The sequence below is a fragment of the Pseudoalteromonas sp. M8 genome, assembly GCF_018141365.1.
Taxonomy (GTDB): domain Bacteria; phylum Pseudomonadota; class Gammaproteobacteria; order Enterobacterales; family Alteromonadaceae; genus Pseudoalteromonas.
This window is the reverse complement of the sequence record NZ_CP047240.1, coordinates 335,246-361,423: the sequence shown is the minus strand read 5'-3', so window position 1 is coordinate 361,423 and position 26,178 is coordinate 335,246. Positions and strand designations below refer to the sequence as shown.

Sequence of the window (26,178 nt, the reverse complement as noted above, 5' to 3'; positions counted from 1 at the left end):
CTCCTGTCGGAGGTTAATCTTGAGGGCAAGCCACGCTCACCCCTACATTCTTTTCAGTCCGGTTGCAGTTATGCAACGCCGCAGCGCACTGCGGCGGTCGGATTAAATTTCTTCCAACTCGATGTTGATACCTAGCGAGCGGATTTCTTTCAACAGTACGTTGAACGACTCAGGCATACCCGGTTCCATCTTGTGGTTACCGTCTACGATGTTCTTATACATCTTAGTACGACCGTTAACGTCATCCGACTTCACTGTCAACATTTCTTGTAGTGTGTAGGCAGCACCGTATGCTTCTAGTGCCCATACCTCCATCTCACCGAAACGCTGACCACCGAACTGTGCCTTACCACCCAGCGGCTGCTGAGTAACTAGGCTGTAAGAACCTGTTGAACGCGCGTGCATCTTGTCATCAACAAGGTGGTTCAGTTTCAGCATGTACATGTAGCCTACTGTTACTTGACGCTCAAATGCATCACCAGTACGACCATCATATAACGTTACCTGACCACTTCTTGGATAACCACCAAGCTCTAGCATGTCTTTGATTTCAGCTTCACGTGCACCATCAAATGCTGGTGTTGCGATTGGAAGACCACCTTTAAGGTTATCTGCCAAGCGACGGATTTCATCATCAGAGAAGTTAGCAATATCTACTTTCTGACGGCAGTCACCGATTTCGTAAGCTTTCTTGATGAATTCGCGTAGCTCGTGAATTTCGCGTTGCTCTTTCATCATTTCTTCAAGACGTTCGCCGATACCACGAGCAGCTAGACCCATGTGAGTTTCTAGGATCTGACCGATGTTCATACGAGATGGTACACCCAGCGGGTTAAGTACGATATCTACAGTACGACCTTTATCATCGTATGGCATGTCTTCTACTGGTACGATTGTCGAGATAACACCTTTGTTACCGTGACGACCAGCCATCTTATCACCTGGTTGGATACGACGTTTAACAGCTAGGTATACTTTAACAATCTTAAGTACGCCTGGTGCTAGGTCATCACCTTGAGTGATCTTGCGACGCTTGTTTTCGAACTTCTTGTCGTATTCAGCTTTAAGCTCATCGTACTGTGCAGCAAGTTGCTCAAGATCAGCTTGTTGCTGTTCATCAGCTAGGCTTTGAGTAAGTAGCTTGTCAGTGCTTAGCTCAGCTACTTTTTCTTCACTTAGACCCGCTTGTACAAGTAATGTACGTACGCGTGTTAAAATACCGCCTTCAAGAATTCTGAACTCTTCGTTGAAGTCTTTCTTCGCTTCACGAAGCTGCATGTCTTCAACTTCTAACGCACGCTTGTCTTTTTCAACGCCGTCACGAGTGAATACTTGTACGTCAATAACTGTACCAGTTACAGAGTTTGGTACGCGTAGTGAGCTGTCTTTAACATCAGATGCTTTTTCACCGAAGATAGCACGTAGTAGCTTTTCTTCAGGAGTAAGTTGCGTTTCGCCTTTAGGTGTTACTTTACCTACAAGGATGTCGCCACCTTTTACTTCTGCACCGATGTAAACAACGCCAGACTCATCCAGTTTACCAAGTGCAGACTCACCTACATTTGGAATATCAGCTGTGATCTCTTCAGGACCAAGCTTAGTATCACGTGCGATACACTGAAGTTCTTGAATATGGATTGTTGTTAGACGATCTTCTTTTACAACGTTCTCAGATAGTAAGATTGAATCCTCGAAGTTATAACCATTCCATGGCATGAATGCCACGCGAAGGTTTTGACCTAGTGCTAAGTCACCTAAGTCAGTCGAAGGACCATCTGCTAATACGTCACCACGCACAACCGGCTCACCAACCATACAAGTTGGCTTCTGGTTGATACACGTGTTTTGGTTAGAACGTGTGTATTTAGTTAAGTTGTAAATGTCGATGCCCGCTTCACCTGGGATGCGCTCTTCTTCATTTACGTTAACTACGATACGGCTTGCGTCAGCATACTTAACAACACCGCCACGCTTAGCAACGATTGTTACACCTGAATCTTTCGCAAGTGTACGCTCGATACCTGTACCTACTAACGGCTTGTCTGCACGTAATGTTGGTACTGCTTGACGTTGCATGTTCGATCCCATTAGTGCACGGTTCGCATCATCGTGTTCTAGGAATGGGATAAGTGCTGCTGCAACTGAGATAACCTGTTGTGGCGATACATCCATATATTGAATGCTGTCGCTAGGCATAAAGGTTGATTCACCTTTGTGACGACATGGAATTTGCTCATCAACAAAACGGTTTTCTTCAGTTAAGTTTGCGTTTGCCTGTGCAATTACAAACTGGCCTTCTTCGATTGCAGATAGGTAATCAACTTCGTCAGTTACAACGCCGTCAATTACTTTACGGTATGGCGTTTCTAGGAAACCATAGTCGTTAGTACGTGCGTATGTTGAAAGCGAGTTGATTAGACCGATGTTCGGACCTTCAGGCGTTTCGATTGGACATACACGACCGTAGTGAGTTACGTGAACGTCACGTACTTCGAAGCCTGCGCGCTCACGCGTTAGACCACCAGGACCTAATGCAGAGATTTTACGCTTGTGCGTTACTTCTGAAAGCGGGTTGTTATGGTCCATAAACTGAGATAACTGCGATGAACCGAAGAATTCTTTAACCGCTGCAGAAATAGGCTTAGCATTGATTAGGTCTTGTGGCATTACTGCATCAAGATCACCTAAGCTTAAACGCTCACGAACTGCACGCTCAACACGTACTAAACCAACACGGAATTGGTTTTCAGCCATTTCACCAACTGAACGGATACGACGGTTACCTAAGTGGTCAATATCATCAACCTCACCTTTACCGTTACGGATATCGATCAATACTTTCATTACTGAAACGATATCTTCTTTGCTCAGTGTACCTGGGCCTGTATCTGAATCATAACCAACACGGCTATTGAACTTCATACGACCAACAGTTGAAAGGTCGTAGCGCTCTTCAGAGAAGAATAGGTTATCAAATAACGCTTCTGCAGCTTCTTTTGTTGGTGGCTCACCAGGGCGCATCATGCGATAGATTTCTACCAATGCTTCTAGGCGATTGTTAGTAGAATCAACACGTAATGTCTCTGACATGTACGCACCGCTGTCTACTTCGTTGATGTAAAGCGTATCGATCTTTGAGTGACCCGCTTTCACCAATTCAGCCATAAGCTCTAGTGATAGTTCAGAGTTCGCTTCTGCAATCACTTCGCCTGTTGATTCGTCGATATAGTTTTTAGCAACAACACGACCGATGATGTACTCATGCGGTACTTCAAGAGTGTCGATGCCTTGCTTTTCGATGCTCTTAATGTGGCGTGCAGTAATACGACGGCCTTTTTCAACCAATACGTCACCGTTTGCATCTTTAATATCAAATGCAGCGGTTTCACCACGTAGGCGTGAAGGCACAAGTTCCATCAACACTTTGCCATCTTTTACTTCGAAACTTGTCGTTTCAAAAAATAGTGCCAAGATTTCGTCTGAAGTGAACTCTAGCGCACGTAAGATGATAGATGCTGGTAGTTTACGGCGACGGTCAATACGAACGTAAAGGTTATCTTTAACGTCGAATTCAAAGTCAAGCCATGAACCACGGTAAGGGATCACACGTGCGTTATATAACACTTTACCAGATGAGTGTGATTTACCACGGTCGTTATCAAAGAATACACCAGGTGAACGGTGTAGCTGAGAAACGATAACACGCTCAGTACCATTGATTACAAAAGTACCGGTGTCTGTCATGAGCGGGATTTCGCCCATGTAAACTTCTTGCTCTTTTATGTCTTTGACTGTGCCAGGTGCATCTTTGTCCATTAGCACAAGACGTAGTTTAACGCGAAGTGGAGCAGAATATGTCACACCGCGAATTTGACATTCTTTAACGTCAAATACTGGCTCGCCAATACGATAACTGACGTATTGAAGTTCAGAATTGCCCGAGTAGCTCTTGATAGGGAATACAGAACGGAAAGCAGCTTCCAATCCAGTATCACCATCGGCATCAGGCGCAATGAACTTATCGAACGATTCCAACTGCATTTGCAGTAGGAAAGGTATGTCCAAAACCTGTGGACGTTTACCAAAATCCTTACGGATACGTTTCTTTTCAGAATAAGAGTAAGCCATGGGGTTCCTCAGCTTGCTGATCTTTGACCCAACCTGTCCAAAATTGAACAGACTTCACTGGCATCTAAGCCATGATAACAACATCTAAATTGTCACACTAACTTGCTTAACTAACGGCTTATATGAGCACAATTCAGGCTATATTCAAATCGTTAATGTCATCAAATCAGTGTTACTTCAAATGCCATTGCGATTTTCAACAAAAACTTCTAAGTTATTGAAAATTACAGTGAAATTCGAAGATTTATGCACGATAGAAATGCATATCTCTATAGCGCAAAAGGGCCGGTGATTAAATAATCACCAGCCCTTGCCTGATTTCTCAGGCAGCGAACCTAGCGGGAGCTAGATTACTTGATCTCAACTTCAGCACCAGCTTCTTCAAGATCTTTCTTAAGCGCTTCAGCTTCTTCCTTAGATACACCTTCTTTGATAGGTGCAGGAGCAGACTCAACTAGCGCTTTAGCTTCTTTAAGGCCTAGACCTGTTGCGCCACGTACCGCTTTGATTGCAGCAACTTTGTTACCGCCAGCAGCAGCTAGGATTACGTCGAACTCAGTCTTTTCTTCAGCAGCTTCAGCAGGACCAGCAGCAACAACAGCAGCAGCTGCAGTTACACCGAACTTCTCTTCCATAGCTTCAACTAGTTCAACAACTTCCATTACTGACATTTCAGCAATAGCGTCAAGGATTTGGTCTTTAGATACAGACATTTCAAATTTCCTAATTATTTACGAACCCATGCGGTTCAAAAAATTTATTAAAGAAAGGAGCGTTGCTTAAATTAAGCAGCTTGCTCAGCTTTCTGTACACGTACCGCTTCAATTGTTTTACACAATTTGCCAGCAGACGCTTCTTTCATAGCGCTCATTAAGCGTGCAACAGCTTCGTCGTAAGTAGGTAGCTTAGCAAGCATATCTACGTCAACGATTTTGCCTTCGAATGCAGCAGTTTTAAGCTCAAATGCTTCGTTCTTTTTCGCGAAATCTGCAAAGATACGCGCAGCAGCACCAGGGTGCTCTGAAGAGAAAGCGATTAGGCTTGGACCAACTAGTGATTCATTTAGGCATTCGTAATCAGTGCCTTCAACCGCACGTCTAGCTAGGGTGTTACGAACAACTTTCATCCATACACCAGCTTCACGAGCTTCTTTACGAAGAGCAGTGATTGCACCTACTGTTACACCACGAGAATCAGCAACAACTGCTGAAAGAGCACCTTTGGCAGCTTCGTTGACTTCAGCAACAATTGCTTTTTTGTCTTGAAGATTTAAAGCCATGGGTGTTACTCCTGGTTTATAGAAAAACAAACATGTTTTTCAGTTCTACTCTACCCTGCTAAAAACTTTAGCAGAGATGCTTTTTACGGCGAGAGCCAGAAGATTAGGAAAATCTAGCTGGGATTCACACCGTCTACGTAGGACGATTAAGGCCGAAGCCACCTACGGTCTTGGACGGAAGCGCAATTTATCGATTCATTGTAGACCATGATGGAAACAATTTTCGAAATTATGCGCTTCAACCCGAATTCTTTGCTTTGTAAAGAAGTACACTTCTCTACAAAATGGCGCAAAATTATAGTCTAATTTTTACGCCATGTAAACGCTAAACTCTAAATTATACTACTTGAGTATTTAGAGTAGCTTGGTCTAAAGCAACACCAGCACCCATCGTAGTAGAGATGCTTACTTTCTTCACGAAAGTACCTTTTGCAGTAGAAGGCTTAGCCTTCTTAAGCGCGATGATTAGCGCTTCAAGGTTTTCTTGAAGTTGGTTAGCGTCAAAGTCTACTTTACCGATAGTAGTGTGGATGATACCGTTCTTATCGTTACGGTAACGAACCTGACCAGCTTTAGCGTTCTTAACAGCTTCTGCAACGTTAGGCGTTACAGTACCTGTCTTAGGGTTAGGCATAAGACCACGTGGACCTAGGATTTGACCTAGCTGACCAACAACGCGCATTGCATCTGGAGAAGCAACAACAACGTCAAAGTTCATTTCGCCTTTCTTAACTTGCTCTGCAAGGTCTTCCATACCTACTAAATCAGCACCAGCTTCTTTAGCAGCTTCAGCATTTGCACCTTGAGTGAATACCGCTACGCGTACATCACGACCAGTACCGTGAGGTAGTACAGTTGCACCACGTACGTTTTGGTCAGATTTACGAGCATCGATACCTAAGTTTACAGCAACGTCAACACTTTCAACGAACTTAGCAGTAGCAAGTTCTTTTAGAAGAGCAACAGCTTCGTTGATTTCGTACTCTTTAGTCGCATCCACTTTCTCGCGGATAGTACGCATACGCTTAGTTAATTTAGCCATTCTCAATTACTCCTCTACGTTCAAGCCCATTGCACGTGCAGAACCTGCAATCGTGCGTACAGCTGCGTCCATATCAGCAGCAGTAAGATCTGGACGTTTCGTCTCAACGATCTCTTCAAGTTGAGCACGAGTAACTGTACCAACTTTTTCAGTGTTAGGACGACCAGAACCAGACTTGATACCAGCAGCCTTCTTAAGAAGGTATGCCGCAGGTGGAGTCTTCATTTCAAAAGTGAAAGAACGGTCACTGTAAACAGAAATAACAACAGGAACAGGTGCGCCTTTTTCGATAGACTCTGTACGTGCGTTGAACGCTTTACAGAATTCCATGATGTTTACACCGTGTTGACCTAGTGCAGGACCTACTGGAGGACTAGGGTTAGCCATACCAGCAGCAACTTGTAGCTTGATTAGAGCTTCAACTTTCTTAGCCATGATAATACCTCAATTGTGGGTCTTTGCCTCGTGCGCGCGAGGACGCGTACTCAAACGGCTTCCCAGTTAAAAAATTCAGTCTTTTTGCCGCATATTTTTGCGTACAACAAAAAGGCCGCTGATTATAGATTAATCAGCGGCCTTTGACAACTTTTTCAAGTTAGAATTTATTTGTCTTTCTCAACCTGACCAAATTCTAGGTCTACAGGTGTTGAACGACCGAAAATAAGTACCGAAACTTTCAGGCGACTCTTTTCGTAATCCACTTCTTCAACCACACCGTTGAAGTCAGCAAATGGACCATCTGTAACACGAACCACTTCACCCGGCTCAAATAAAGTAGCAGGTTTCGGTGCTTCAGCATTTTCTTGTAGACGGTTAAGAATACGATCCGCTTCTTTTTGACTGATTGGTGCAGGACGGTCTGACGTACCACCAACAAAGCCCATTACACGCGGTGTACTATTCACCAAGTGCCAAGAAGCATCGTCCATTACCATTTGAACTAATACATAGCCAGGGAAGAATTTACGCTCAGATTTACGTTTCTGACCTGCACGCATTTCAACCACTTCTTCAGTCGGCACAAGGATCTCACCGAATAGGTCTTCTAACCCTTCGATTTTAATATGCTCGATAATGGTTTGTGCTACGCGTTTTTCAAAACCCGAAAACGCTTGGATCACGTACCAACGTAATTTCTTTTCTTTGTTCTCATCCGACATGGGATCAGATCTCCAATCCAGTTAAAAAGCCTACTGCACGGAAAAGTATACCATCTAATCCCCATAGGATTAATGCCATAATCACCGTTGCAATGATCACGATGAAAGTAGTGTGAGTCGCTTCCTGACGCGTTGGCCAGATAACTTTACGTACTTCAATACGTGATTCTTTAGCAAAAGCGATAAAGGTACGGCCTTTTTCAGTCGTTACCAAAATGCCCAAAGCCGCAGCAATAGCTGCAACTACGCCAACAGCGCGTACTAAAACAGATAAATCGGCATATAGATAATTACCAACTACAGCACCAGTTAGAAGTGCAATAGCAGCTAGCCACTTTACCGTGTCCATCGAGCTTGACGAGTTTTCAACATTAGTGCTCATAATCAATTTTACCTTAAATACAGACACAACAACCCTGCATAGAACAGGGTAAATCCATTCAATCCAAATTTACAAATAAGCGACTTAAGTGGTTTTGGGTCACGTTATTTTAAATGTGGACTTGTTGCTGAATTGGCAGGGGCGGCAGGACTCGAACCCGCAACCATCGGTTTTGGAGACCGCTGTTCTACCAATTGGAACTACGCCCCTGCAAAGTGGATGCCCATTATACTGACGAAGCAAACGAAAACAAGTGTAAAAGATATGCAAAGTAACATTTAATCTAAACTTGGTTTTACGACGTCTTCAGAAAAGACGCAATAAATCTCCGTGATAAAAATCACAAAGCACCCAAACTTGCTCAAATGGATGACAATCAGGGATCTCCCAAGTGGCTTTTAAGCGCTTAAAATCGTCAAGATGATAGATGGGGCTAGCATTTCGAATTAACAACCAAACACGTTGTGAATCATAGTATTTTTTGGCTTTTTGATTGAGCAGCCGCTGTAAGCCGATACTCAGTTGTTCGGAGTCAGCGGCTTGACTCATTGCTGCCAGCTCTCTTTGCGTGGAGAGAGACAACTGACGCCCAAGCACAGCCATAGCTTCTTTCTCACTTGCATAAAAATGGGCTATTTCTATATCAAGCTGTATTTTTCCTTGATAACAACTGACGTCCGGCTTATTGGGCTCATTGTGCCAAATATGGCGCATATGCACTGCAAACTGCTTTTCATAACTGCGTAAAAACAGTTTAGCAGCGTCATGCTCAAGTTTTATTTTTTCTGCTTCACTCGCTCTGTCCATTCACAACCACTGCTACATCACTCAATAAGCTTGAAGCACCGAATCTAAAATTCTTGGCATTGAGCCACTCGGCCCCCATAATTTCTTCAGCCAATCGTAAATATCGCTGTGCTTCAACTACTGACTTTACTCCACCGGCCGCTTTAAATCCAACCGATTTACCGCTGCTTTTGATTGTCTTAAGGATAACTTCAGCCGCTTCAGGTGTAGCATTGACAGCAACCTTTCCTGTACTTGTTTTAACAAAGTCCGCGCCCGCCATAATGGCAAGCTGCGCGGCTTCCGCAATGAGCTTTGGTTTAGCCAATACGCCACTTTCGATGATGACCTTGAGCTTTGCTTTACCTTGACAAGCAAGCTTGCTTGAATGCACATATTGCCAAGGTGTATCTGGGTCACCCGCCATCAGCTGCTGATAAGGAAGCACAAGATCAATTTCGTCGGCACCATCTGCGATTGCTGAATGAGTTTGTGCAACGACCTGCTGGAGCTTTTGTTCTCCAGATGGGAAGTTGGTCACCGTTGCCACTTTTATCTGCAGCCACTCACGCTTTTCCAACTCTTCTTTTACTAACATCACAAACTGCGGATACACACAAATCGCCGCTGGTAGTCCGATATCAGGGTTAATGCTATTCAATAATGCGAGAATACTTGCCGGCGTATCGTCCTCTTTCAAAGAGGTTAAATCCATTAAACTCAGCGACAACCGAGCATCAGATTGTAAAGTCATTACCGTGTTCCTTTTCATTCTATGTAATAAGCCTAGTTAAATGCATACAACAGGACCAACAATAGGACAAATGTCCGCATACAATTAGCTGTCGGACGCGGTTTTTACTATTGTTCATTAAATGAATATCTCATAACCAAACACTATAATCGTCAAATCACAGCAAAAACTTAAGTTAACCTAATGAAACAAAAAGAAAATTACATTTAACCACTTTCTTTATAACTTTTGGTTATATGGAGTCGGTTTAAATTATTTTTTCCCACATTTGCAACTCTATATGCTGCGCTCTATTACTGATATCAATCAATATTGATATCAACCGTCGTGATGTTTAGCAGAGGTTATCGTGCAATACTTGCCAATTTTTACCAAACTAGAAAATAAACCTGTATTGATTGTAGGTGGTGGTGAGGTTGCGCTGAGGAAGTGTCGCGCCTTTTTGAAAGCCAATGCAGCAGTCACTTTGGTTTCACCTGAGTTTTGCACTGAGCTTTTATCACTAGCAGCGGATGCAAGCGTTGCACTTCGACATAAGCCATTTGATGCATCAGACCTAGATAATGCCATGTTAGTCGTTGCGGCAACGGATATTGAAGCCGTAAATGCAGAGGTGGCAGAGCTTGCTGAAGCGCGAAACCTTTTCGTTAACGTAGTCGACGACCAACCAAAGTGTAATTTTATTTTTCCGTCAATCGTGGATAGAAACCCTATAACGATTGCCATATCCAGTGCTGGAACTGCGCCCGTCCTTGCAAGACGATTACGAGAGAAGTTAGAAACCCTTATTCCACAGCATATAGGTCCGCTGGCAACGCTTGTCGGTCAATTCAGACATAAAGTGAAAGCGCGCTTTAAACACTTTGCTGACCGCCGTCAGTTTTGGGAATCTGTCTTTGATTCAAATGTGGTAAGTGAAGTACAAGCTGGTAACAATGAAAATGCACAAATTCAACTTGAAGCCATGCTAGAAAGCACTCCCTCCCCTGAAGGCGAGGTTTATGTCGTCGGTGCGGGTCCTGGCGACCCTGAGCTACTGACGCTTAAGGCATTACAACTAATGCAACAAGCCGATGTGGTAGTGTATGATTATCTGGTATCTGACGAAATCATGGATCTTGTACGTCGTGACGCTGATTTAATCTGCGTGGGCAAAAAAGCCGGTAATCATAGTGTTAAACAAGAACACACCAACGAGATTTTGGTTGATTTAGCCAAACAAGGTAAAAAGGTTTGTAGGATAAAAGGCGGCGACCCATTTATTTACGGTCGCGGTGGCGAAGAAGTGCAGGTGTTGGCAGAAAATAACGTTAAATATCAAATTGTTCCGGGCATTACTGCTGCAGCAGGATGTAGCGCATACGCTGGTATTCCATTAACTCATAGAGATCATGCTCAAGCTATTCAATTTGTGACTGGGCATTGCAAGCAAGATGGACAAGAACTCGACTGGGAAGGCTTAGCTAAGGCGAATCAAACGCTTGCTGTATACATGGGAGTGATTAAATCGCCACACATTCACGCGCAATTACTCGCTCATGGCCGCTCGCCGAATACACCTGTAGCAATTGTTGAGAATGGCACGCGTAAATCTCAGCGTGTAGTAAGAACACAATTAGATCAACTTGCACAGACTATTACTGCGCATGATATTCAGTCGCCAGCACTATTGATTATTGGTGAAGTAGCAGCATTACATGAGCAATTAGCTTGGTTTAATAAGAACAATCAAATCAGTAGCTTTGCTCAACCCATTACGCAAGTCGCGTAATAACCGTAACAGATAGTTAAATTTATAAGTAGGACATTAATCATGGCTTTAACCCATCTCCAGCAACTCGAAGCTGAGAGCATAAAGATCATCCGAGAGGTTGCCGCAGAGTTTGAAAACCCGGTAATGCTGTACTCGATTGGTAAAGACTCGTCGGTACTGCTTCATCTTGCTCGTAAGGCTTTCTACCCTGCGAAGATCCCTTTTCCTCTACTCCACGTTGATACCAATTGGAAATTTAGAGAAATGATCGAGTTTCGCGATAGATTAGCAAAAGAGTATGGATTTGAACTGCTTGTGCACAAAAACCCAGAAGGGCTAGAGATGAACATAAGTCCATTTGTTCATGGTTCATCTAAGCATACCGATATCATGAAAACACAAGGCCTTAAGCAAGCGCTAGATCAATATGGTTTTGATGCGGCTTTTGGTGGTGCGCGCCGTGATGAAGAAAAATCTCGCGCAAAAGAAAGAGTTTACTCATTTAGAGATAAACACCATCGCTGGGATCCTAAAAACCAACGTCCGGAGTTATGGAATACGTATAACGGTCAAGTGAACCCTGGCGAAAGCATTCGTGTTTTCCCATTATCAAACTGGACAGAGCTCGATATTTGGCAATATATCTACCAAGAAGGTATTGAGATAGTGCCACTTTACCTCTCGAAGCCAAGACCGGTTGTCGAGCGTAACGGGACGTTAATTATGGTCGATGACGACCGCATGCCACTTGCTGAAGGTGAAGTGCCAGAAATGAAATCAGTACGCTTCAGAACGCTTGGCTGTTACCCACTAACGGGTGCAGTTGAATCAGAAGCCGATACACTCACTGGAATTATCGAAGAAATGTTGTTATCTACGTCGTCAGAACGTGAAGGACGAGTGATTGATCATGATTCATCAGGATCAATGGAGAAGAAAAAGCGCGAGGGGTATTTCTAATGTCAACAGCAAATGAAGTGAAAGAATTAGGCATTGAAACCTACTTAGCGCGTCAGCAAGACAAGAGCTTGTTGCGTATGATGACCTGCGGCAGCGTAGATGACGGTAAATCAACGCTGATCGGCCGTCTCCTGCACGATAGCCATCAAATCTATGAAGACCAATTAGCTGCACTACACAAAGACAATGAAAAAGTCGGCAATGCGGGTGAAGATCTAGATTTAGCGTTACTCGTTGATGGCTTACAAGCGGAGCGTGAGCAAGGTATTACCATTGATGTGGCTTACCGCTATTTCTCGACAGCGAAGCGTAAATTTATTATTGCCGATACGCCGGGACACGAGCAATACACACGTAATATGGTTACGGGTGCTTCGACCAGTGATTTGGCCATTATTCTTGTCGATGCCCGTTATGGTGTCCAAGTTCAGACTAAACGCCATAGCTTTATTTGTGATTCACTGGGTATCAAACAGTTCGTTGTCGCGATAAACAAGATGGATATTGTTGATTTTGATGAGGCCGTATTTGAGCGCATAAAGGCCGACTATTTGAAATTTGCTGAACAACTGAACGTACGAGATATTCGCTTTGTGCCAATGTCAGCACTTAAAGGCGACAATGTTGTAAATCGCTCAGAAAAAACGCCTTATTATCAAGACAAACCATTGCTGGAACTGCTGGAAGACTCTCCTGCGGCAGAGCCTAATCATGGTTTTGAAGCGCGCTTCCCGGTGCAATATGTTGTGCGTCCTAATCTAGACTTTCGTGGTTTCCAAGGCACATTAACCTCTGGTAGCTTAAGCGTTGGCCAAGCGGTTAAAGTATTGCCATCAGGTAAGACTTCAACCATTAAAGAACTCGTGACTTTTGATGGCAATCTAACTCAAGTGGAAACCGGACAAGCATTCACTATCACATTAGCAGACGAAGTCGATGTGAGTCGTGGTGATGTGATTGTGCCTGCTGAGTCCACTGCTCAGGTGACGAATCAGATCACTGCTAAGCTGGTATGGATGCACGAAACACCACTACAATTGGGTAAAAGTTATAACCTTAAATTGGGTAGCAAGAAAACCGCGGCAATCGTGAAAAATATCGAGCACACTATCGATGTGAATACACTTGAGCACGGCCAAGCCGATTCATTGTCATTAAATGAAATTGCTATCGTAACCATCGAGCTGACAGAAAATGTCGTTGCGGATGAGTATTTAAATAATCGTGAAACCGGCTCGTTTATCTTAATTGATCGCCTATCTAACCTAACCATAGGTGCAGGTATGGTGGAAACGCTTCAAGCCGCAACAGCAACGTCCTCAAGTCAGTTTAGTGAATTTGAGATTGAGTTTAATGCATTAATTCGCAAGCACTTCCCTCATTGGCAAGCGCTTGATATTTCGAAGCTAAAATAATGCAATTTAGCCTGTTAGACGAGGTATGACGTCATTATGGAACAAGTCATTTTAACAGGCATTATGCTAGCGTTAGTCGTGTGTCTTTTTGCCACACGCATTAACGCTGCATGGCTATTCACAGGCGCAATCGCCACTAGTTATTTGACTGGCCTCATCGATCTTGAATCGATGTTGGTGAATTATGCGAACCCGTCTTTAATCACGCTTGTGCTACTTATCCTAGTTTCTATTGCGATTGAAAAAACAACCTTAGTCAAAAAACTCGCCCACTCAATGGCACAAGGTAGTCTCGCAAAAGCGGTGATTAAACTGGGTTTATCCACCGCCTTTTTGTCTTCTTTTACCAATAACACTGCGGTGGTTGCTTCGCTGATCACCACCGTTAAAGAGAGCAAAACACACGCGCCTTCTAAGCTGCTATTACCGCTTTCTTATACCGCTATTTTAGGTGGTACGTTAACGCTAATAGGTACTTCTACCAACCTTATTGTTAATGGCTTTGCCGTAGAAGCAGGGATGGCACCGCTGGGCTTTTTTGACTTTACCTTAGTTGGTCTTGCCGTCCTGAGTGTTGGTTTATTGACCATCACGATTATGCTCAAATATTTGCCCGACAACGGCAAAAATAATGATGAGGTCGTGCCGTTTTATTTAGAAGGGAAAGTTGAGCCAAGCTCCAAGCTAGTTGGCCGCACAGTTGAAGAAAACGGCCTGCGCGACCTCAAAGACTTATTTCTTGCTGAAATCATTCGTGGTGAACGACGGATCTGCGCCGTTACGCCACAACAAGAAATTCTTGCTGGTGATGTTCTGCTATTTGTGGGCGACATCAACTCAGTGCCACTGTTACAGCGTTTCGATGGATTAAAGATGGTCCATGATAAACACGAGAAAGACGTTGAGCACTTGGTGGAAGTGGTCGTCAGTCAGTCTTCACGCTTTCTTGGAAAAACCATTAAAGAGATCCGCTTTAGAGAGCAGTTTCATGCTGCTATTATTGCGATACGTCGTGGTCATGATCGCCTACAAGGTGGGATCGGTCAGGTCGAATTACAAGCGGGTGACTCTTTAATACTAGCACCAAGCAGCGATTTTTATGCACTCCCCAATCTCAAACGCGAATTTGTGTATATCTCGGGCCTAGATTTACAAACACATCTATCTCGCAATAAGTCCAACACCGTACTTGCGAGTTTTGCGACAGTGGTTGGCCTTAGCATCTTTGGAGTTGTACCGCTGGTAAAAGGGTTAATCGTGTTACTCGCTGCCCTTGTGGTGCTCGGTACAATTAAAGTCCCAGAGATGAAACGCCGTTTTCCTATTGAGCTTGTCGCTATTGTTGGCAGTGCGATAGGACTGGCGAAGTTAATGATTGAAACCGGGCTGGCAGCCGAGATTTCTTCGAGCTTATTGTGGTTGTTAGGGGATTTTGGTCCTTACGGTGCATTTATCGCCATTTTTGTGATGACTGTGATATTTACCGAACTCATCACTAACAATGCCGCGGCTGCACTTTCATTCCCAGTAGCTTATGCGCTGGCAAGTGGCTTTGATGTAAGTCCATTGCCATTTGTAATGGCGGTAGCCTTTGGCGCATCCGCGAGCTTTATCTCACCTTTTGGCTATCAAACTAACCTCATGGTGTATAGCGCAGGCAACTATCGAATTCGTGATTACGTCACCATGGGACTGCCCTTGTCGTTGATTTATTCAGCGACGGTACTGACTGTTATTCCATTTGTCTTTCCATTTTAATAGAGCAAAGTATGGACGAAAATATTGTTTGGCATAACTATGCCGTAGATAAAACAAAACGTAGCGAATTAAAAGGTCATAAGCCTTGCGTGCTTTGGTTTACAGGCTTTTCAGGCTCAGGTAAAAGCACAGTGGCCAATGCTCTTGAGCATGCACTGCAAGCAAAAGGCATACATACCTACCTCCTTGATGGAGATAATGTCAGGCATGGACTGTGTAAAGACTTAGGGTTCAGCGATGAAGACCGAGTCGAAAACATTCGTCGAGTGGGTGAACTCAGCAAACTCATGGTCGATGCGGGACTAATGGTACTCACCGCTTTTATCTCTCCTTTTCAAGCAGAACGAGATATGGTGCGTAACTTAGTCGCAAGCGGCGAGTTTATTGAAGTATACCTAGATACGCCGCTTGCAGTTTGCGAGCAACGAGACCCTAAAGGTTTGTATAAAAAAGCGCGTGCTGGAGAAATAAAACACTTTACTGGCATTGATTCGGCGTATGAGCCCCCAATCAGTCCAGAAATATGTTTAAATACTTCCGAGCAGTCGCTGGAAGAATCTGTCCAGCAGCTAATACACTATCTACTGTCAAAAAATTTAATAGGGTAAGTCATGAATCATACGGATCTGCTGGAAGAAGTATTAAATCTAAGTATTCGCGCTGGTGAAGCGATTATGGAGATTTATGCCAAGGACTTTAATGTTGAATATAAAGAAGATGAAAGTCCCGTCACTGAGGCAGATCTCGCTGCACATAAAATTATTGTTGCAGGCCTAAAGACTCTAACTCCCGAAATGCCGATATTAAGCGAGGAAAGCGCGGGTATAGATTGGCAAGAACGCCAACAATGGCAAGAGTATTGGCTGGTTGACCCCATTGATGGCACCAAGGAATTCATCAAGAAAAATGGCGAATTTACGGTAAATATTGCACTTATCAATAACGGTGAACCCATTCTTGGTGTTGTTCATGCTCCAGCACTTAATGAAAGCTACCTTGCAGAAAAAAGTATTGGCGCGTTCAAGCAAACGGGTGAAGCTCGCATAGAGCTCAAAGTCACCACCAAGCCCAATCAAGGTTTAATCAAAGTAGTTGGCTCGCGCTCACATCCTTCACCAGATTTAGCTGAGTACCTTACCCGCTTCGAGCAAGTCGACATGGTGCCTAAAGGCAGTTCACTTAAGTTATGCTTAGTGGCAGAAAGTAAAGCCGATGTTTACCCTCGTCTTGGCCCAACTTCAGAGTGGGATACCGGGGCCGGACACGCGGTGGCGAGTATCGCAGGGGCAAAGGTCAGCCAAGTGAATGGCGAGCCTCTGCGCTATAATCAAAAAGCCGAGTATCTTAACCCCTATTTTGTGGTTTCTAGGTTGGAAGACTAAGCTAGAAGGTGATAATACCGTAAACTAATTCACATAAAACCAGTCGAATTAACGTTCGACTGGTTTATTTGCGACGCGAGTTAGGAGTTTATCGTATACGCTTTTTAAAACCGCTCTTGGCGTTTCAAGCAAAAATGTCTCTTTTACCAACTGCTCCAGCTGAGCAAAGCTCTCAACTGCAGTTTCAGTAACACAGCCATCACATTCATGCCATTCAAAATAACTCTGATTACGCAGTAAATAACGATGGCAATCTGTAATTCGAGAAACCACTAAGTTATTCACAAACGCCGCTTCAGGATGTTGATGGGAATAAAAGTGTGCCACTTCACAATCGGATTCGAACACTTCAGCAAGGTCGACATGATATAAAGTGAGCGGTGCTTCTCCTTCCTCTAACAAAGTAACTTTAACTGTGTCTGCTGTTTTTTGTACCTGATAAGACTGCCGACCTTGGATAATTAAGGTCTGATTGATGTTAATCGGTACACGAGGAGACTTCACTCCAAACCCCACATCAACCAAATACTGCTCGCCGTCCAAATTTAACAATGTCATCCGATGAGAACGAGGATTGGAGAGGCTACCATTTAGCATTACTCTCGCAAGAATCGGCCTTACCGTAAACCCAAGCTGTTGCAACGCTAAAAATGCCACCTTGTTATGCTCAAAGCAGTAGCCTCCTTGTTTGTTGATCACTAAGCGGTTAAATAGTGGTAATGGGTCAAGCAACATACGCTCACCATACATGGCATTAATACTTGAGAAGGCGTAACGAGAGAGGTGTTTTTGTTGTAACTCGGTGACCAGCTCAATCCCAGCAAAGTGCTGTAACGATAAGCTGCTAAGATATTGATTGATATTCGCTTCTAATTCCATGACTGACTCCAAAAGTTGATGAAGGCAGGTTAAAACCTCAACCCATGTTAAGGTCAATAGGTATTTTTACTTTTTCAACCATTGTTTCTATTACCTCATAAGATGTCACTTTGTTATCCAAACCTCAGGTTAACTAGGCAAATAACTGATGCACTTTTTTGCTCGGCAAAGCGAGGCGTTTAGCTTCTGCCACAACCAGCGGCTTCGACATAAAATAGCCTTGCGTTTGATGACAATAAAGCCTTGATAACGTATCAAGCTGCGCTGCCGTTTCAATGCCCTCGGCTGTCACGACAAGGTTAAAGCTGTGCGCAATCGCACAAATTGCTTCAATGAGTTGCGTCGCCTTACCGCCCAGCTCAATGCCGGACATAAAAGCCCTATCTATTTTAATGCCATCCACAGGAAGATGATTGAGCCGGGAAAGGCTGCTATAACCTGTGCCAAAGTCATCAATATAGATGCCAAATCCCGCCTGATGAAGTTGCTCCAGCGGCCCTATAAGCATGTTTTCCTCTGCCATCATGGCGGATTCTGTCAATTCAAGCTTAATTTGTTTCATCGCAACATTTTCATCCTCACAGCGAGACACTAACCAATCGATAAATTCCTGCGACTGGAGTTGCAACGGAGAAACATTAACCGCGACAAAAAGGGTGCTGTCTCCTATGGCATTGATAAACTTAATCGCCTGATCAAATACCCAGCGACCAAGCTCTGAAATCTTCGCGCATTGTTCTGCGATGGGAATAAATTCCGCAGGACTTACTTCTCCGAGCGTTGGGCTATTCCAGCGTAGTAGCGCTTCGAACCCTTTTAAATTCTGCCCTTTTTGACAATAAACGGGTTGCAAATTCAGGTTTAGTTCGCGAGACATAACTATTGCCTGTAACGCTTGCTCAATCTGGATCTTTCGAGCTGCTTCGCAAGCGATAGCATTAGTGAATATATGATAAGTGTTCTTGCCTCGCTTCTTTGCCTCATACATTGCAATATCGGCATCATGCAGTAGCTTCTCAGCATCGCAATGTAGACACGGAACGGTAAAGTGACGTACGCCAACGCTACCACTTACACAGTGGCTGTTACCATGGTACAGAAATGGCGCTCGGATCCGTGCAAGAATATCTTCAAGCACCCCCTCAATTGGTTCATGTAGATGCTCATCGTAAATAAGGACGGCGAATTCATCACCGCCAAGCCGAGCAATATCGGCATAGCTACTAAGCAGCATACGCATTCTTGTTGCAAACTCGATAAGCAGCCTATCGCCGGCTTGATGGCCTAAGGTATCGTTTATTAGCTTAAAGCGGTCTAAGTCAATATATAGCAAAGTAAACTTGGCGCATTTACGCTCACGGAGCTTATCAACCAAAGACACAAAGCTCTGACGATTTAGCAGATCGGTCAAGCTGTCATGTTGCGCTTTATATCGCAATTGTTCTTGGAACAGTTTAGCCTGAGTAATATCCGTCACTCTCCCCTCATACTGGCAACTATCCGGTTGATGCAGCCAATGCCCTGAATGTCTAAGCCAGATATGCTCTCCCGATTCCGCTTTTGCTAACCACTCCATTTCTTGGTGAGCTTGCTTCGTGGCAACAATCTGGTTCCACTGCTCATGACACTCAGAGTCTCGCATAAGCGCACTAAAGTCTGTATTTGGCGAAGGAATACGCCCACCAAAAAGTAACGCATTGAAAGCGGGGTTGGAGTCAATAATGTAGCCCAGGCGGTCTAGTACAAATAAACCTTCATGGCTATTAACGAATAAACTTTTATACTTACGCTCTGCAGCGACCTGTTGCTGCAAAGCCCCTAAGCGCTTATTAGATTCGACTTGTAACCTGTGGTTAGACACCTCTAAGCTTTTAGTTCTTTCAACAACTAAATTATTGACGGTGTCATTGCGGTTTTTCAGTTGTCTTAGCTGGAGCCACACCAATAAAATACAGGCGGCCAGAATACCTAAAAAGAGTACAATCAGTACGCTATGGTTATTTAACCAACTTGGATGTAAACACGCCTCATCATACAACTGCATGGTAATGGGCAAACCATAAAAATTAATGGTGTGTACCGCACTTGGCGTTAAATTCTGAAGGTCGAAACGTGTCTGCCAATCGGAGCTATAAATAATTTCTTTTTTTGAAGAGACCAATAAGTGTTGCTTACGCTGCTGATATAATTGGCCAAATAGTGAATCCAATAAAAAAGGTAACTCAAAACTTAATCCCAGTAGCGTTTTAAACTCTCCAAAACGCGGTTGCTCTATCAATACACTGAGTTTTTGCCTATTTGGCTGGACATAGGTCGTTAAGTCATTCTCATCCCGCTCTGCAAAAATATCTCTCTCAAGTACCTCCGCCTGCCCGACTGTCTGGCCAACTTCAGACACAGGTGCGGCACGGGTAACCACCAGCCATTGGTTAGCCTGATCATCTACATTGCCTCTAACTTTAAAGTCAAAATACCCTCTTTCTCGCTGCACTTTCTCTAATATGGAGAATTGTTCAGGTGAAACCACTGCGTATGTTTCCATACTCAACCCTAAATTCGCCGTGGTAAGCTGTGATTGCGCTATCTCATAAAAGTCAGCATCTTGATGGGTATTGAGGTAGGCGTCTATCGAATACAGTAGGTGGGCAACGTGTTGCAACTTACTATCCAGTAAGTACTCTAACCGCGTCAACTCCTGCGCGCTTTTGCTTTCTGATTGGTTTTGGTAGTAAACATTCGCTATCAAGCCAACATATATCAAACAGGCGAACAACAATATGAACCCCAACACAGGAAGCCTTCGCTTAAAAACCTGCTGAGCACTATGGAGAATGGCATTTGTAAAAACGCGTCGTTTAAATCTGGACATCTTCATCGAACATTGTATGCTACACCTATTCGATAATAATTCTTATTTGCAATGAATAAAAGTAAACTTTTTCTTTTTTTGCTCTTTTGGGTACATTTTGGTCAAGCGGTTGCGAAGCAACCCCACACCTCGCAAGTAAACGTCTATTCATTTAGAAAATATGAATTAATTCAACCTGTCCTCCAGGCATTTGAAAAAGAGACTGGGATCACCGTAAACCTCGTAAATGGTAAATCAGCACAACTGCTTGAGCGTCTCAAAAGCGATGGCGCGGACTCAAAGGCCGATGTGTTGCTCACCTCTGATCTAATTCAGCTGCATGATTACAAAGCACTACTGCGTCCTATCGACAAGATCACAAATTGGCAAGCAGTAAATCCTGAACTCAAGGATGATGATAAGCGTTGGCTCAGTGTTTCGATAAGGACACGCGCATTATTCCGTAAAAAAGGTGTTTCTACACCCTTGCCCGAGCACTTTTCGGATTTAGATAAATCGCTTTACCAGGGTAAGTTTTGCATTCGCCAGTGGTCTCATAGTTATAACTTGACGTTAGCATCGAGCCTCTACGCTTCTTCAAATAGCAATGACTCCTCATGGCTCAACCACGCTAATACGCTATTAGCAAAGCGTCCTGCTGGAGGAGATAGAGATCAACTGCGAGCGCTTGCACAAGGCCAATGTGAATTTGCGCTGGCGAATCACTATTACTGGAGCATGATGCAGCACTCCGAGAATAAGCGCGATAAGGCACTTGCCGAACAGCTAGAGATCCACTTTCTGAAAATGCACTCGGGAAAAACGCCTATTTCTACCACCACGGTTGCGATAGCAAAGCATTCACCCAATGCACACAATGCCGAGCTATTTATTGATTTCTTGCTGAAACCGAGTACTCAATCCATGTATGCTAATTTGCTTCATGAATATCCTGTGATTCAGAGCTCGCAAACGGCTCCTACTCCATTTGTCCCCGCCACGAAACAGGTGAAACTCGGCCTGCAGCAAGTGTCACGAGCCCAACGAGTTATTAACTCACTCAGCAAAGATCACTTGTAAGTCACAGTTAAATACAGGCACAGGCCCATCGAAAAGCTGCTGGCGGGTAAATGTTTTTGCAGGCTTGGGTCCCTGTAATGTCTGCACTGTATGTTCACGCTCGGCATACACTTGCTGGTAGGGGTGCTGCTCGGATTTCTCATGCCACGTGAGCGTAAGAGAATTACTTTTATAGATCCAACGCCCCCGATACTCAGTGCCAACCTGCTGCCAATGACCATTGGGTTTCAGCTGCAATTGGATAGAATCATCTTTACATTGGTGGGCAAACAATAGATCTGGCAATGCTTGAGCAGCTCTGTTTTGCACCAGATACAACCCCGCGTTATTCGGTGTATAACGGTGCCCTTCCATATTAAATTCTGAAATTGTCAGCGTATCAAAACCAATCTCTTTCACTACATATTCAATATCCCTAAGCCAATTGTCGCCTGAAGTCATCGGTGGAATATTTAATTGTGCACTCTCATATTGTAGCGGTACGGGAAGCTCGGTAAAACGATAATGAATATCTCGCTTTTCTAATGCTTGAACTAAGTTAGCTCTAGTACCTTCATCGAGGCCGGATTCAAAGATATGTAAAGTTTGGGTGCTACAGCCACCCAATAATAAAGTAGCAATTGCGAAGATACGTTGCATTATCATCCTTGGTGTTACGCCTCGGTTTGAAATGCACCTTCCTAGGGAAGTATGCTTCAACCTCAGTCTTATTAATGCTTCAAATTAACACCTAGACAACCAATTTTCAACAGAAGATTTAGGGTAAAGAATATCTTTAAACAATCGATGCTGTTGATGACGTAAGTGCAGTTCCTGACTTGGCAGCCCTGCTTGCACCTGACTATGATGCTCATTAAATCGGGAGATGACAGAAAGCTTATCCTTGGCTTGTGTGAGAGACTCATTGACATAGTGACGTACATCATCCGCGGTCATTAGATCTGTCTTATCTACATTCATAAGCTCTTTTCTTAATGCTGTGCGAATACCCATCGTTGCCTCCATAAAATACTGATAAAAACAAATCGCGTGGACGGCGTGCAAGATACACACCAAATGCTTCAGTAATGTTAAAGACCCCGGATTTAACGAAAAAGTTTCGTCATTCACCGCAGTAATTTTATATACTGTCGTACAAGGCAATAAGACACTGGCTGTGTTAGGTAAATACGGCATGTTGAGGTTATGAAAATGCAAGATGGGTTTATTGAAATTGAGCTCGAAGAAGAGCCGATAGAATTGTGTAACCTTTTGAAAGTGCTCGACTTAGCAGAAACTGGTGGACATGCTAAGTTATTGATCACTGAAGGTTATGTAGCAGTCAACGATGAAATATGTACGCAAAAACGTAAAAAGATTTATTCAGGCGATATTCTGCATTTTAATGGTGATGAATTTCATTTAACCTTAGCACCTGATGCAACGCCGCAACCGCGTGCAGTTGCCACTCCACGCGCCGAAACGGCACCAACGCCGAGTAAGAAAAAACGACAAAAGCCAGGAAAATCTTACACACAAGTGGACAAAAATACAGGCCGAAAACCCATTTCCTTTGGCTAGCAATCTCACACGCTGACGTATTTAATTACAAAAATGCTCACCTTTTTAGTGCACCGATGCTTCGCGAAAGTGCACTTCCCCTTGAAAAAGTGTCCAATCAACACTAGGACTATAGCAGTACAAAAAAACGGCAAGTCTGCAACTGGTACATTCTATGCACCTTGTTATGCATTTTTAGAACAAAACCAATTCATTTAATTGGATGCTCTACTTCCCTCTTATATAGAGCAAATCTTAAGTGCAGTTGGTATAAGGAAAGGGTCAAGCATGAATAATTCATATAACACCCTGACTCAGCTTACCGTCGGCGAGCGTCAGGTCCATATTCACTCACTTCCAGCTTTAAGCGATAGGGCAAGAAGATTACCGTTTTCGCTTAAAATTTTATTAGAAAATTTACTGCGTCATGAAGATGGCAAAAACGTGACTGCACAAGACATCGATGCCTTACTCAACTGGAAGCCGGAAGATAAACCCAGTAAAGAAGTTGCTTTTACGCCCGCGCGCGTCGTGATGCAAGATTTTACAGGCGTACCAGCCATCGTGGATCTTGCAGCAATGCGTGACGCTATGGCAAAACTCGGTGGCGATCCAAATAAAATCAATCCCTTATCACCCGCTGAAATGGTCATAGACCACTCTGTACAAGTAGACGAATATGGCCACGATGGCGCCTTTGATCTTAATGCAAAGTTAGAGTACCAACGCAACAAAGAGCGCTATGAATTTTTGCGCTGGGGGCAAGGCGCGTTTGACAATCTAAAAGTGGTGCCACCCGCAACCGGGATCGTGCACCAAGTTAACCTAGAGTATTTAGCACGTGTCGTATTCGAAAAAGAAATCGATGGTATGCCATTCGCCTACCCTGATACATTAGTGGGAACTGACTCTCATACCACAATGATCAACGGTCTTGGCATTTTAGGTTGGGGCGTAGGCGGCATTGAGGCCGAAGCCGCCATGCTTGGTCAGCCAATTTCGCTGCTCATTCCTCAGGTCGTTGGTTTTAAACTGGAAGGACAGTTGCCTGAAGGCACAACCGCAACTGATTTGGTACTCACCGTGACACAAATGCTACGTGAACACGGCGTAGTGGGTAAGTTTGTCGAATTCTTTGGTGATGGCTTAGCAGACTTACCACTTGCCGATCGTGCCACCATCGCCAACATGGCACCTGAATATGGGGCAACCTGCGGTATTTTCCCCATTGATAACGAAACCTTGGAGTATCTACGACTAACCAATCGTGATGAAGAAAAAATTGCATTAATCGAAGGTTATGCCAAACATCAAGGCATGTGGCGAGAACCAGGAGATGAACCACTTTACACCGACGTACTGACACTAGACTTAGCGACAGTGGTTCCAAGCCTTGCAGGTCCAAAGCGCCCACAAGATAGAATTCCTCTCAATGACGCAGGCAAAACAATTCAAGCCCATTTAGGTGAATTCCAACATGAGCGCAGTGAAAAAAATGCCGTGTCAGATCAAGATGAAGCTCGCACTGTTGGTGAAGGCGGGACTTCTCGAGTTGATCAAGATGAGCCCGCGACGCTTGGCGTCGGTAAGGTTACATTTAAAGAGCAAGAGTTTGAATTAGTCGATGGCGCCTGCGTAATTGCCGCCATCACAAGTTGCACAAACACCTCTAATCCAAGTGTTATTCTTGCCGCAGGCCTTGTTGCACAAAAAGCAAAGACACTTGGCTTAAAGCCTAAGCCTTGGGTAAAAACCTCATTGGCTCCTGGCTCAAAAGTAGTTACCGATTACCTAAAACAAGCCGAGCTATTGGAACCGCTTGCTGAACTAGGTTTTGATTTAGTGGGCTATGGTTGTACGACTTGTATCGGCAACTCAGGTCCCTTACCGAAAGAAATTAACGAAGCCATCGTTAAACATCAGCTGGTTGTCAGTTCCATCTTATCAGGAAACCGCAACTTTGAGGGGCGGATCCACCAAGATGTAAAAATGAACTTTCTCGCCTCGCCGCCACTTGTTGTTGCCTATGCACTTGCAGGCCGCACTGATATCGATGTCTACAATGAGCCATTGTGCCAAACCGATGATGGCCAGGATGTGTTCTTAAAAGACATTTGGCCATCGGTCTCAGAAGTCAGTGAACTTGTGTCTCAGACAGTCACACAAGCCATGTTTGAGAAGAACTATGCAGACGTTTACCAAGGCGACCAACATTGGCAACAAATCGCGGTAAATCAGAGTGAGCGCTATGATTGGCAAGATAGCTCTACTTATATTCGAAAAGCCCCTTTCTTTGATAATATGAGTAAAGAGCCACCTGGGATCCCAAGTATCAAAGGCGCACGCTGTCTCGCTAAACTGGGTGACTCAGTAACGACTGACCACATTTCTCCAGCAGGTAATATCAAGGCCTCGGCCCCAGCTGGGGAGTATTTACAAGCGCAAGGAGTGAAACAAGCTGATTTTAACTCTTACGGTTCGCGTCGTGGTAACCACGAAGTTATGATGCGAGGTACATTTGCAAACGTGCGCTTACGCAATCAATTGGCTCCGGGTACCGAAGGTGGTATTACTCGCCTATTGCCTGAGGGCGAACTTATGAGTATTTTCGATGCTGCGGAGCATTATCAGCAGCGTAATACGCCACTCGTTGTGCTCGCGGGCAGTGAGTACGGCACGGGTTCATCACGAGACTGGGCTGCTAAAGGGTCTTTACTACTTGGGATTAAAGCCGTACTTGCTAAAAGCTACGAGCGTATTCACCGTTCTAACCTCATTGGTATGGGGGTATTACCGCTACAATTTAAACCAGATGATGGCCACGAAGAACTGGGACTAACTGGCGAAGAAGAGTTTGAAATTGAAGGGATATACGACACATCAACCGAAGTGGTAGTCACGGCAACAAATGCGGATGGCAAAGAAATCAAGTTTTCGGCGGATATCCGGATCGATACCCCTAAAGAGTGGGAGTACTACCGACATGACGGGATTTTACAGTACGTCTTAAGACAAATGCTATAGGCCTCATTT

22 protein-coding genes and 1 tRNA gene are annotated in these 26,178 nt (G+C 44.1%); 9 read left to right on the top strand and 14 right to left on the bottom strand.

Annotated elements, in window-relative coordinates:
* Positions 1–102 precede the first annotated feature (102 nt).
* From rpoB to deoC, 10 genes are all read right to left on the bottom strand, one after another.
* On the bottom strand, positions 103–4,128 hold the full coding sequence (gene rpoB, locus GSF13_RS06765) for a DNA-directed RNA polymerase subunit beta (RefSeq protein ID WP_211867574.1): 4,026 nt from the start codon (positions 4,126–4,128) through the stop codon (positions 103–105).
* A 350-nt stretch (positions 4,129–4,478) separates the two neighbouring features.
* Positions 4,479–4,841 carry a 50S ribosomal protein L7/L12 gene (gene rplL / locus GSF13_RS06760; protein ID WP_010562297.1) on the bottom strand — a complete coding sequence of 121 codons (363 nt, stop codon included), beginning with the start codon at positions 4,839–4,841 and terminating at the stop codon, positions 4,479–4,481.
* Positions 4,842–4,912: 71 nt separating this feature from the next.
* Positions 4,913–5,407 carry a 50S ribosomal protein L10 gene (gene rplJ, locus GSF13_RS06755; RefSeq protein ID WP_010376227.1) on the bottom strand — a complete coding sequence of 165 codons (495 nt, stop codon included), beginning with the start codon at positions 5,405–5,407 and terminating at the stop codon, positions 4,913–4,915.
* A gap of 337 nt (positions 5,408–5,744) precedes the next feature.
* The gene (gene rplA / locus GSF13_RS06750) at positions 5,745–6,449 is read right to left on the bottom strand and encodes a 50S ribosomal protein L1 (RefSeq protein WP_010376228.1); all 705 of its coding nucleotides are present in this window, start codon (positions 6,447–6,449) and stop codon (positions 5,745–5,747) included.
* A gap of 6 nt (positions 6,450–6,455) precedes the next feature.
* Complete coding sequence (gene rplK, locus GSF13_RS06745; protein WP_010376229.1) at positions 6,456–6,884, bottom strand: 50S ribosomal protein L11; 429 nt, start codon at positions 6,882–6,884, stop codon at positions 6,456–6,458.
* A gap of 167 nt (positions 6,885–7,051) precedes the next feature.
* Complete coding sequence (nusG, locus tag GSF13_RS06740) at positions 7,052–7,609, bottom strand: transcription termination/antitermination protein NusG (protein WP_010376230.1); 558 nt, start codon at positions 7,607–7,609, stop codon at positions 7,052–7,054.
* A 4-nt stretch (positions 7,610–7,613) separates the two neighbouring features.
* Complete coding sequence (gene secE / locus GSF13_RS06735) at positions 7,614–7,991, bottom strand: preprotein translocase subunit SecE (protein WP_010376231.1); 378 nt, start codon at positions 7,989–7,991, stop codon at positions 7,614–7,616.
* Positions 7,992–8,124: 133 nt separating this feature from the next.
* Positions 8,125–8,201, bottom strand: a tRNA-Trp gene (locus GSF13_RS06730).
* 96 nt (positions 8,202–8,297) lie between these two features.
* Entirely contained in the window at positions 8,298–8,798 is a 501-nt protein-coding gene (locus GSF13_RS06725; RefSeq protein WP_174170875.1) for a hypothetical protein, read from the bottom strand.
* Positions 8,782–9,531 carry a deoxyribose-phosphate aldolase gene (deoC, locus tag GSF13_RS06720; protein WP_206471692.1) on the bottom strand — a complete coding sequence of 250 codons (750 nt, stop codon included), beginning with the start codon at positions 9,529–9,531 and terminating at the stop codon, positions 8,782–8,784. Before deoC ends, GSF13_RS06725 begins: the two co-directional genes overlap by 17 nt.
* Positions 9,532–9,880: 349 nt before the next feature.
* Here deoC and cysG point away from each other — a divergent pair, with 349 nt between their 5' ends.
* From cysG to cysQ, 6 genes are read left to right on the top strand one after another with little or no spacing between them, the layout of a single operon-like run.
* Positions 9,881–11,302, top strand: a complete 1,422-nt coding sequence (gene cysG, locus GSF13_RS06715) for a siroheme synthase CysG (RefSeq protein WP_206471691.1) — start codon at positions 9,881–9,883, stop codon at positions 11,300–11,302.
* A 42-nt stretch (positions 11,303–11,344) separates the two neighbouring features.
* Positions 11,345–12,244, top strand: a complete 900-nt coding sequence (cysD, locus tag GSF13_RS06710; RefSeq protein WP_010376235.1) for a sulfate adenylyltransferase subunit CysD — start codon at positions 11,345–11,347, stop codon at positions 12,242–12,244.
* Entirely contained in the window at positions 12,244–13,659 is a 1,416-nt protein-coding gene (gene cysN, locus GSF13_RS06705) for a sulfate adenylyltransferase subunit CysN (RefSeq protein ID WP_206471690.1), read from the top strand. Before cysD ends, cysN begins: the two co-directional genes overlap by 1 nt.
* A gap of 33 nt (positions 13,660–13,692) precedes the next feature.
* Complete coding sequence (locus tag GSF13_RS06700; RefSeq protein ID WP_206471697.1) at positions 13,693–15,417, top strand: SLC13 family permease; 1,725 nt, start codon at positions 13,693–13,695, stop codon at positions 15,415–15,417.
* An 11-nt stretch (positions 15,418–15,428) separates the two neighbouring features.
* Complete coding sequence (gene cysC / locus GSF13_RS06695) at positions 15,429–16,025, top strand: adenylyl-sulfate kinase (RefSeq protein ID WP_010607813.1); 597 nt, start codon at positions 15,429–15,431, stop codon at positions 16,023–16,025.
* A 3-nt stretch (positions 16,026–16,028) separates the two neighbouring features.
* Positions 16,029–16,799 carry a 3'(2'),5'-bisphosphate nucleotidase CysQ gene (cysQ, locus tag GSF13_RS06690; protein ID WP_010376240.1) on the top strand — a complete coding sequence of 257 codons (771 nt, stop codon included), beginning with the start codon at positions 16,029–16,031 and terminating at the stop codon, positions 16,797–16,799.
* A gap of 48 nt (positions 16,800–16,847) precedes the next feature.
* Here cysQ and GSF13_RS06685 read toward each other — a convergent pair whose 3' ends face one another.
* Together GSF13_RS06685 and GSF13_RS06680 are read right to left on the bottom strand one after the other, a co-directional pair.
* Positions 16,848–17,678 (bottom strand): arylamine N-acetyltransferase, encoded by an 831-nt coding sequence (locus GSF13_RS06685; RefSeq protein WP_206471689.1) that lies wholly within the window; start codon positions 17,676–17,678, stop codon positions 16,848–16,850.
* A 133-nt stretch (positions 17,679–17,811) separates the two neighbouring features.
* On the bottom strand, positions 17,812–20,469 hold the full coding sequence (locus GSF13_RS06680; protein ID WP_249122743.1) for an EAL domain-containing protein: 2,658 nt from the start codon (positions 20,467–20,469) through the stop codon (positions 17,812–17,814).
* Between the two features lie 156 nt (positions 20,470–20,625).
* Between GSF13_RS06680 and GSF13_RS06675 the strand changes: the two genes are divergently transcribed.
* Positions 20,626–21,606, top strand: coding sequence for an extracellular solute-binding protein (locus GSF13_RS06675; RefSeq protein ID WP_227387582.1), 981 nt, complete (start codon positions 20,626–20,628; stop codon positions 21,604–21,606).
* Here GSF13_RS06675 and GSF13_RS06670 read toward each other — a convergent pair.
* Positions 21,583–22,245, bottom strand: coding sequence for a hypothetical protein (locus GSF13_RS06670; protein WP_174170881.1), 663 nt, complete (start codon positions 22,243–22,245; stop codon positions 21,583–21,585). The genes GSF13_RS06675 and GSF13_RS06670 overlap by 24 nt on opposite strands.
* 84 nt (positions 22,246–22,329) lie before the next feature.
* Entirely contained in the window at positions 22,330–22,599 is a 270-nt protein-coding gene (locus GSF13_RS06665) for a hypothetical protein (RefSeq protein ID WP_010607806.1), read from the bottom strand.
* Between the two features lie 198 nt (positions 22,600–22,797).
* On the opposite strand from GSF13_RS06665, the gene GSF13_RS06660 reads away from it, so the two are divergent.
* Positions 22,798–23,166, top strand: a complete 369-nt coding sequence (locus GSF13_RS06660) for an RNA-binding S4 domain-containing protein (protein WP_206471687.1) — start codon at positions 22,798–22,800, stop codon at positions 23,164–23,166.
* Between the two features lie 267 nt (positions 23,167–23,433).
* A complete protein-coding gene (acnA, locus tag GSF13_RS06655) occupies positions 23,434–26,169 on the top strand; it encodes an aconitate hydratase AcnA (RefSeq protein ID WP_211867572.1) in 2,736 nt (911 codons plus the stop codon).
* Positions 26,170–26,178 lie beyond the last annotated feature (9 nt).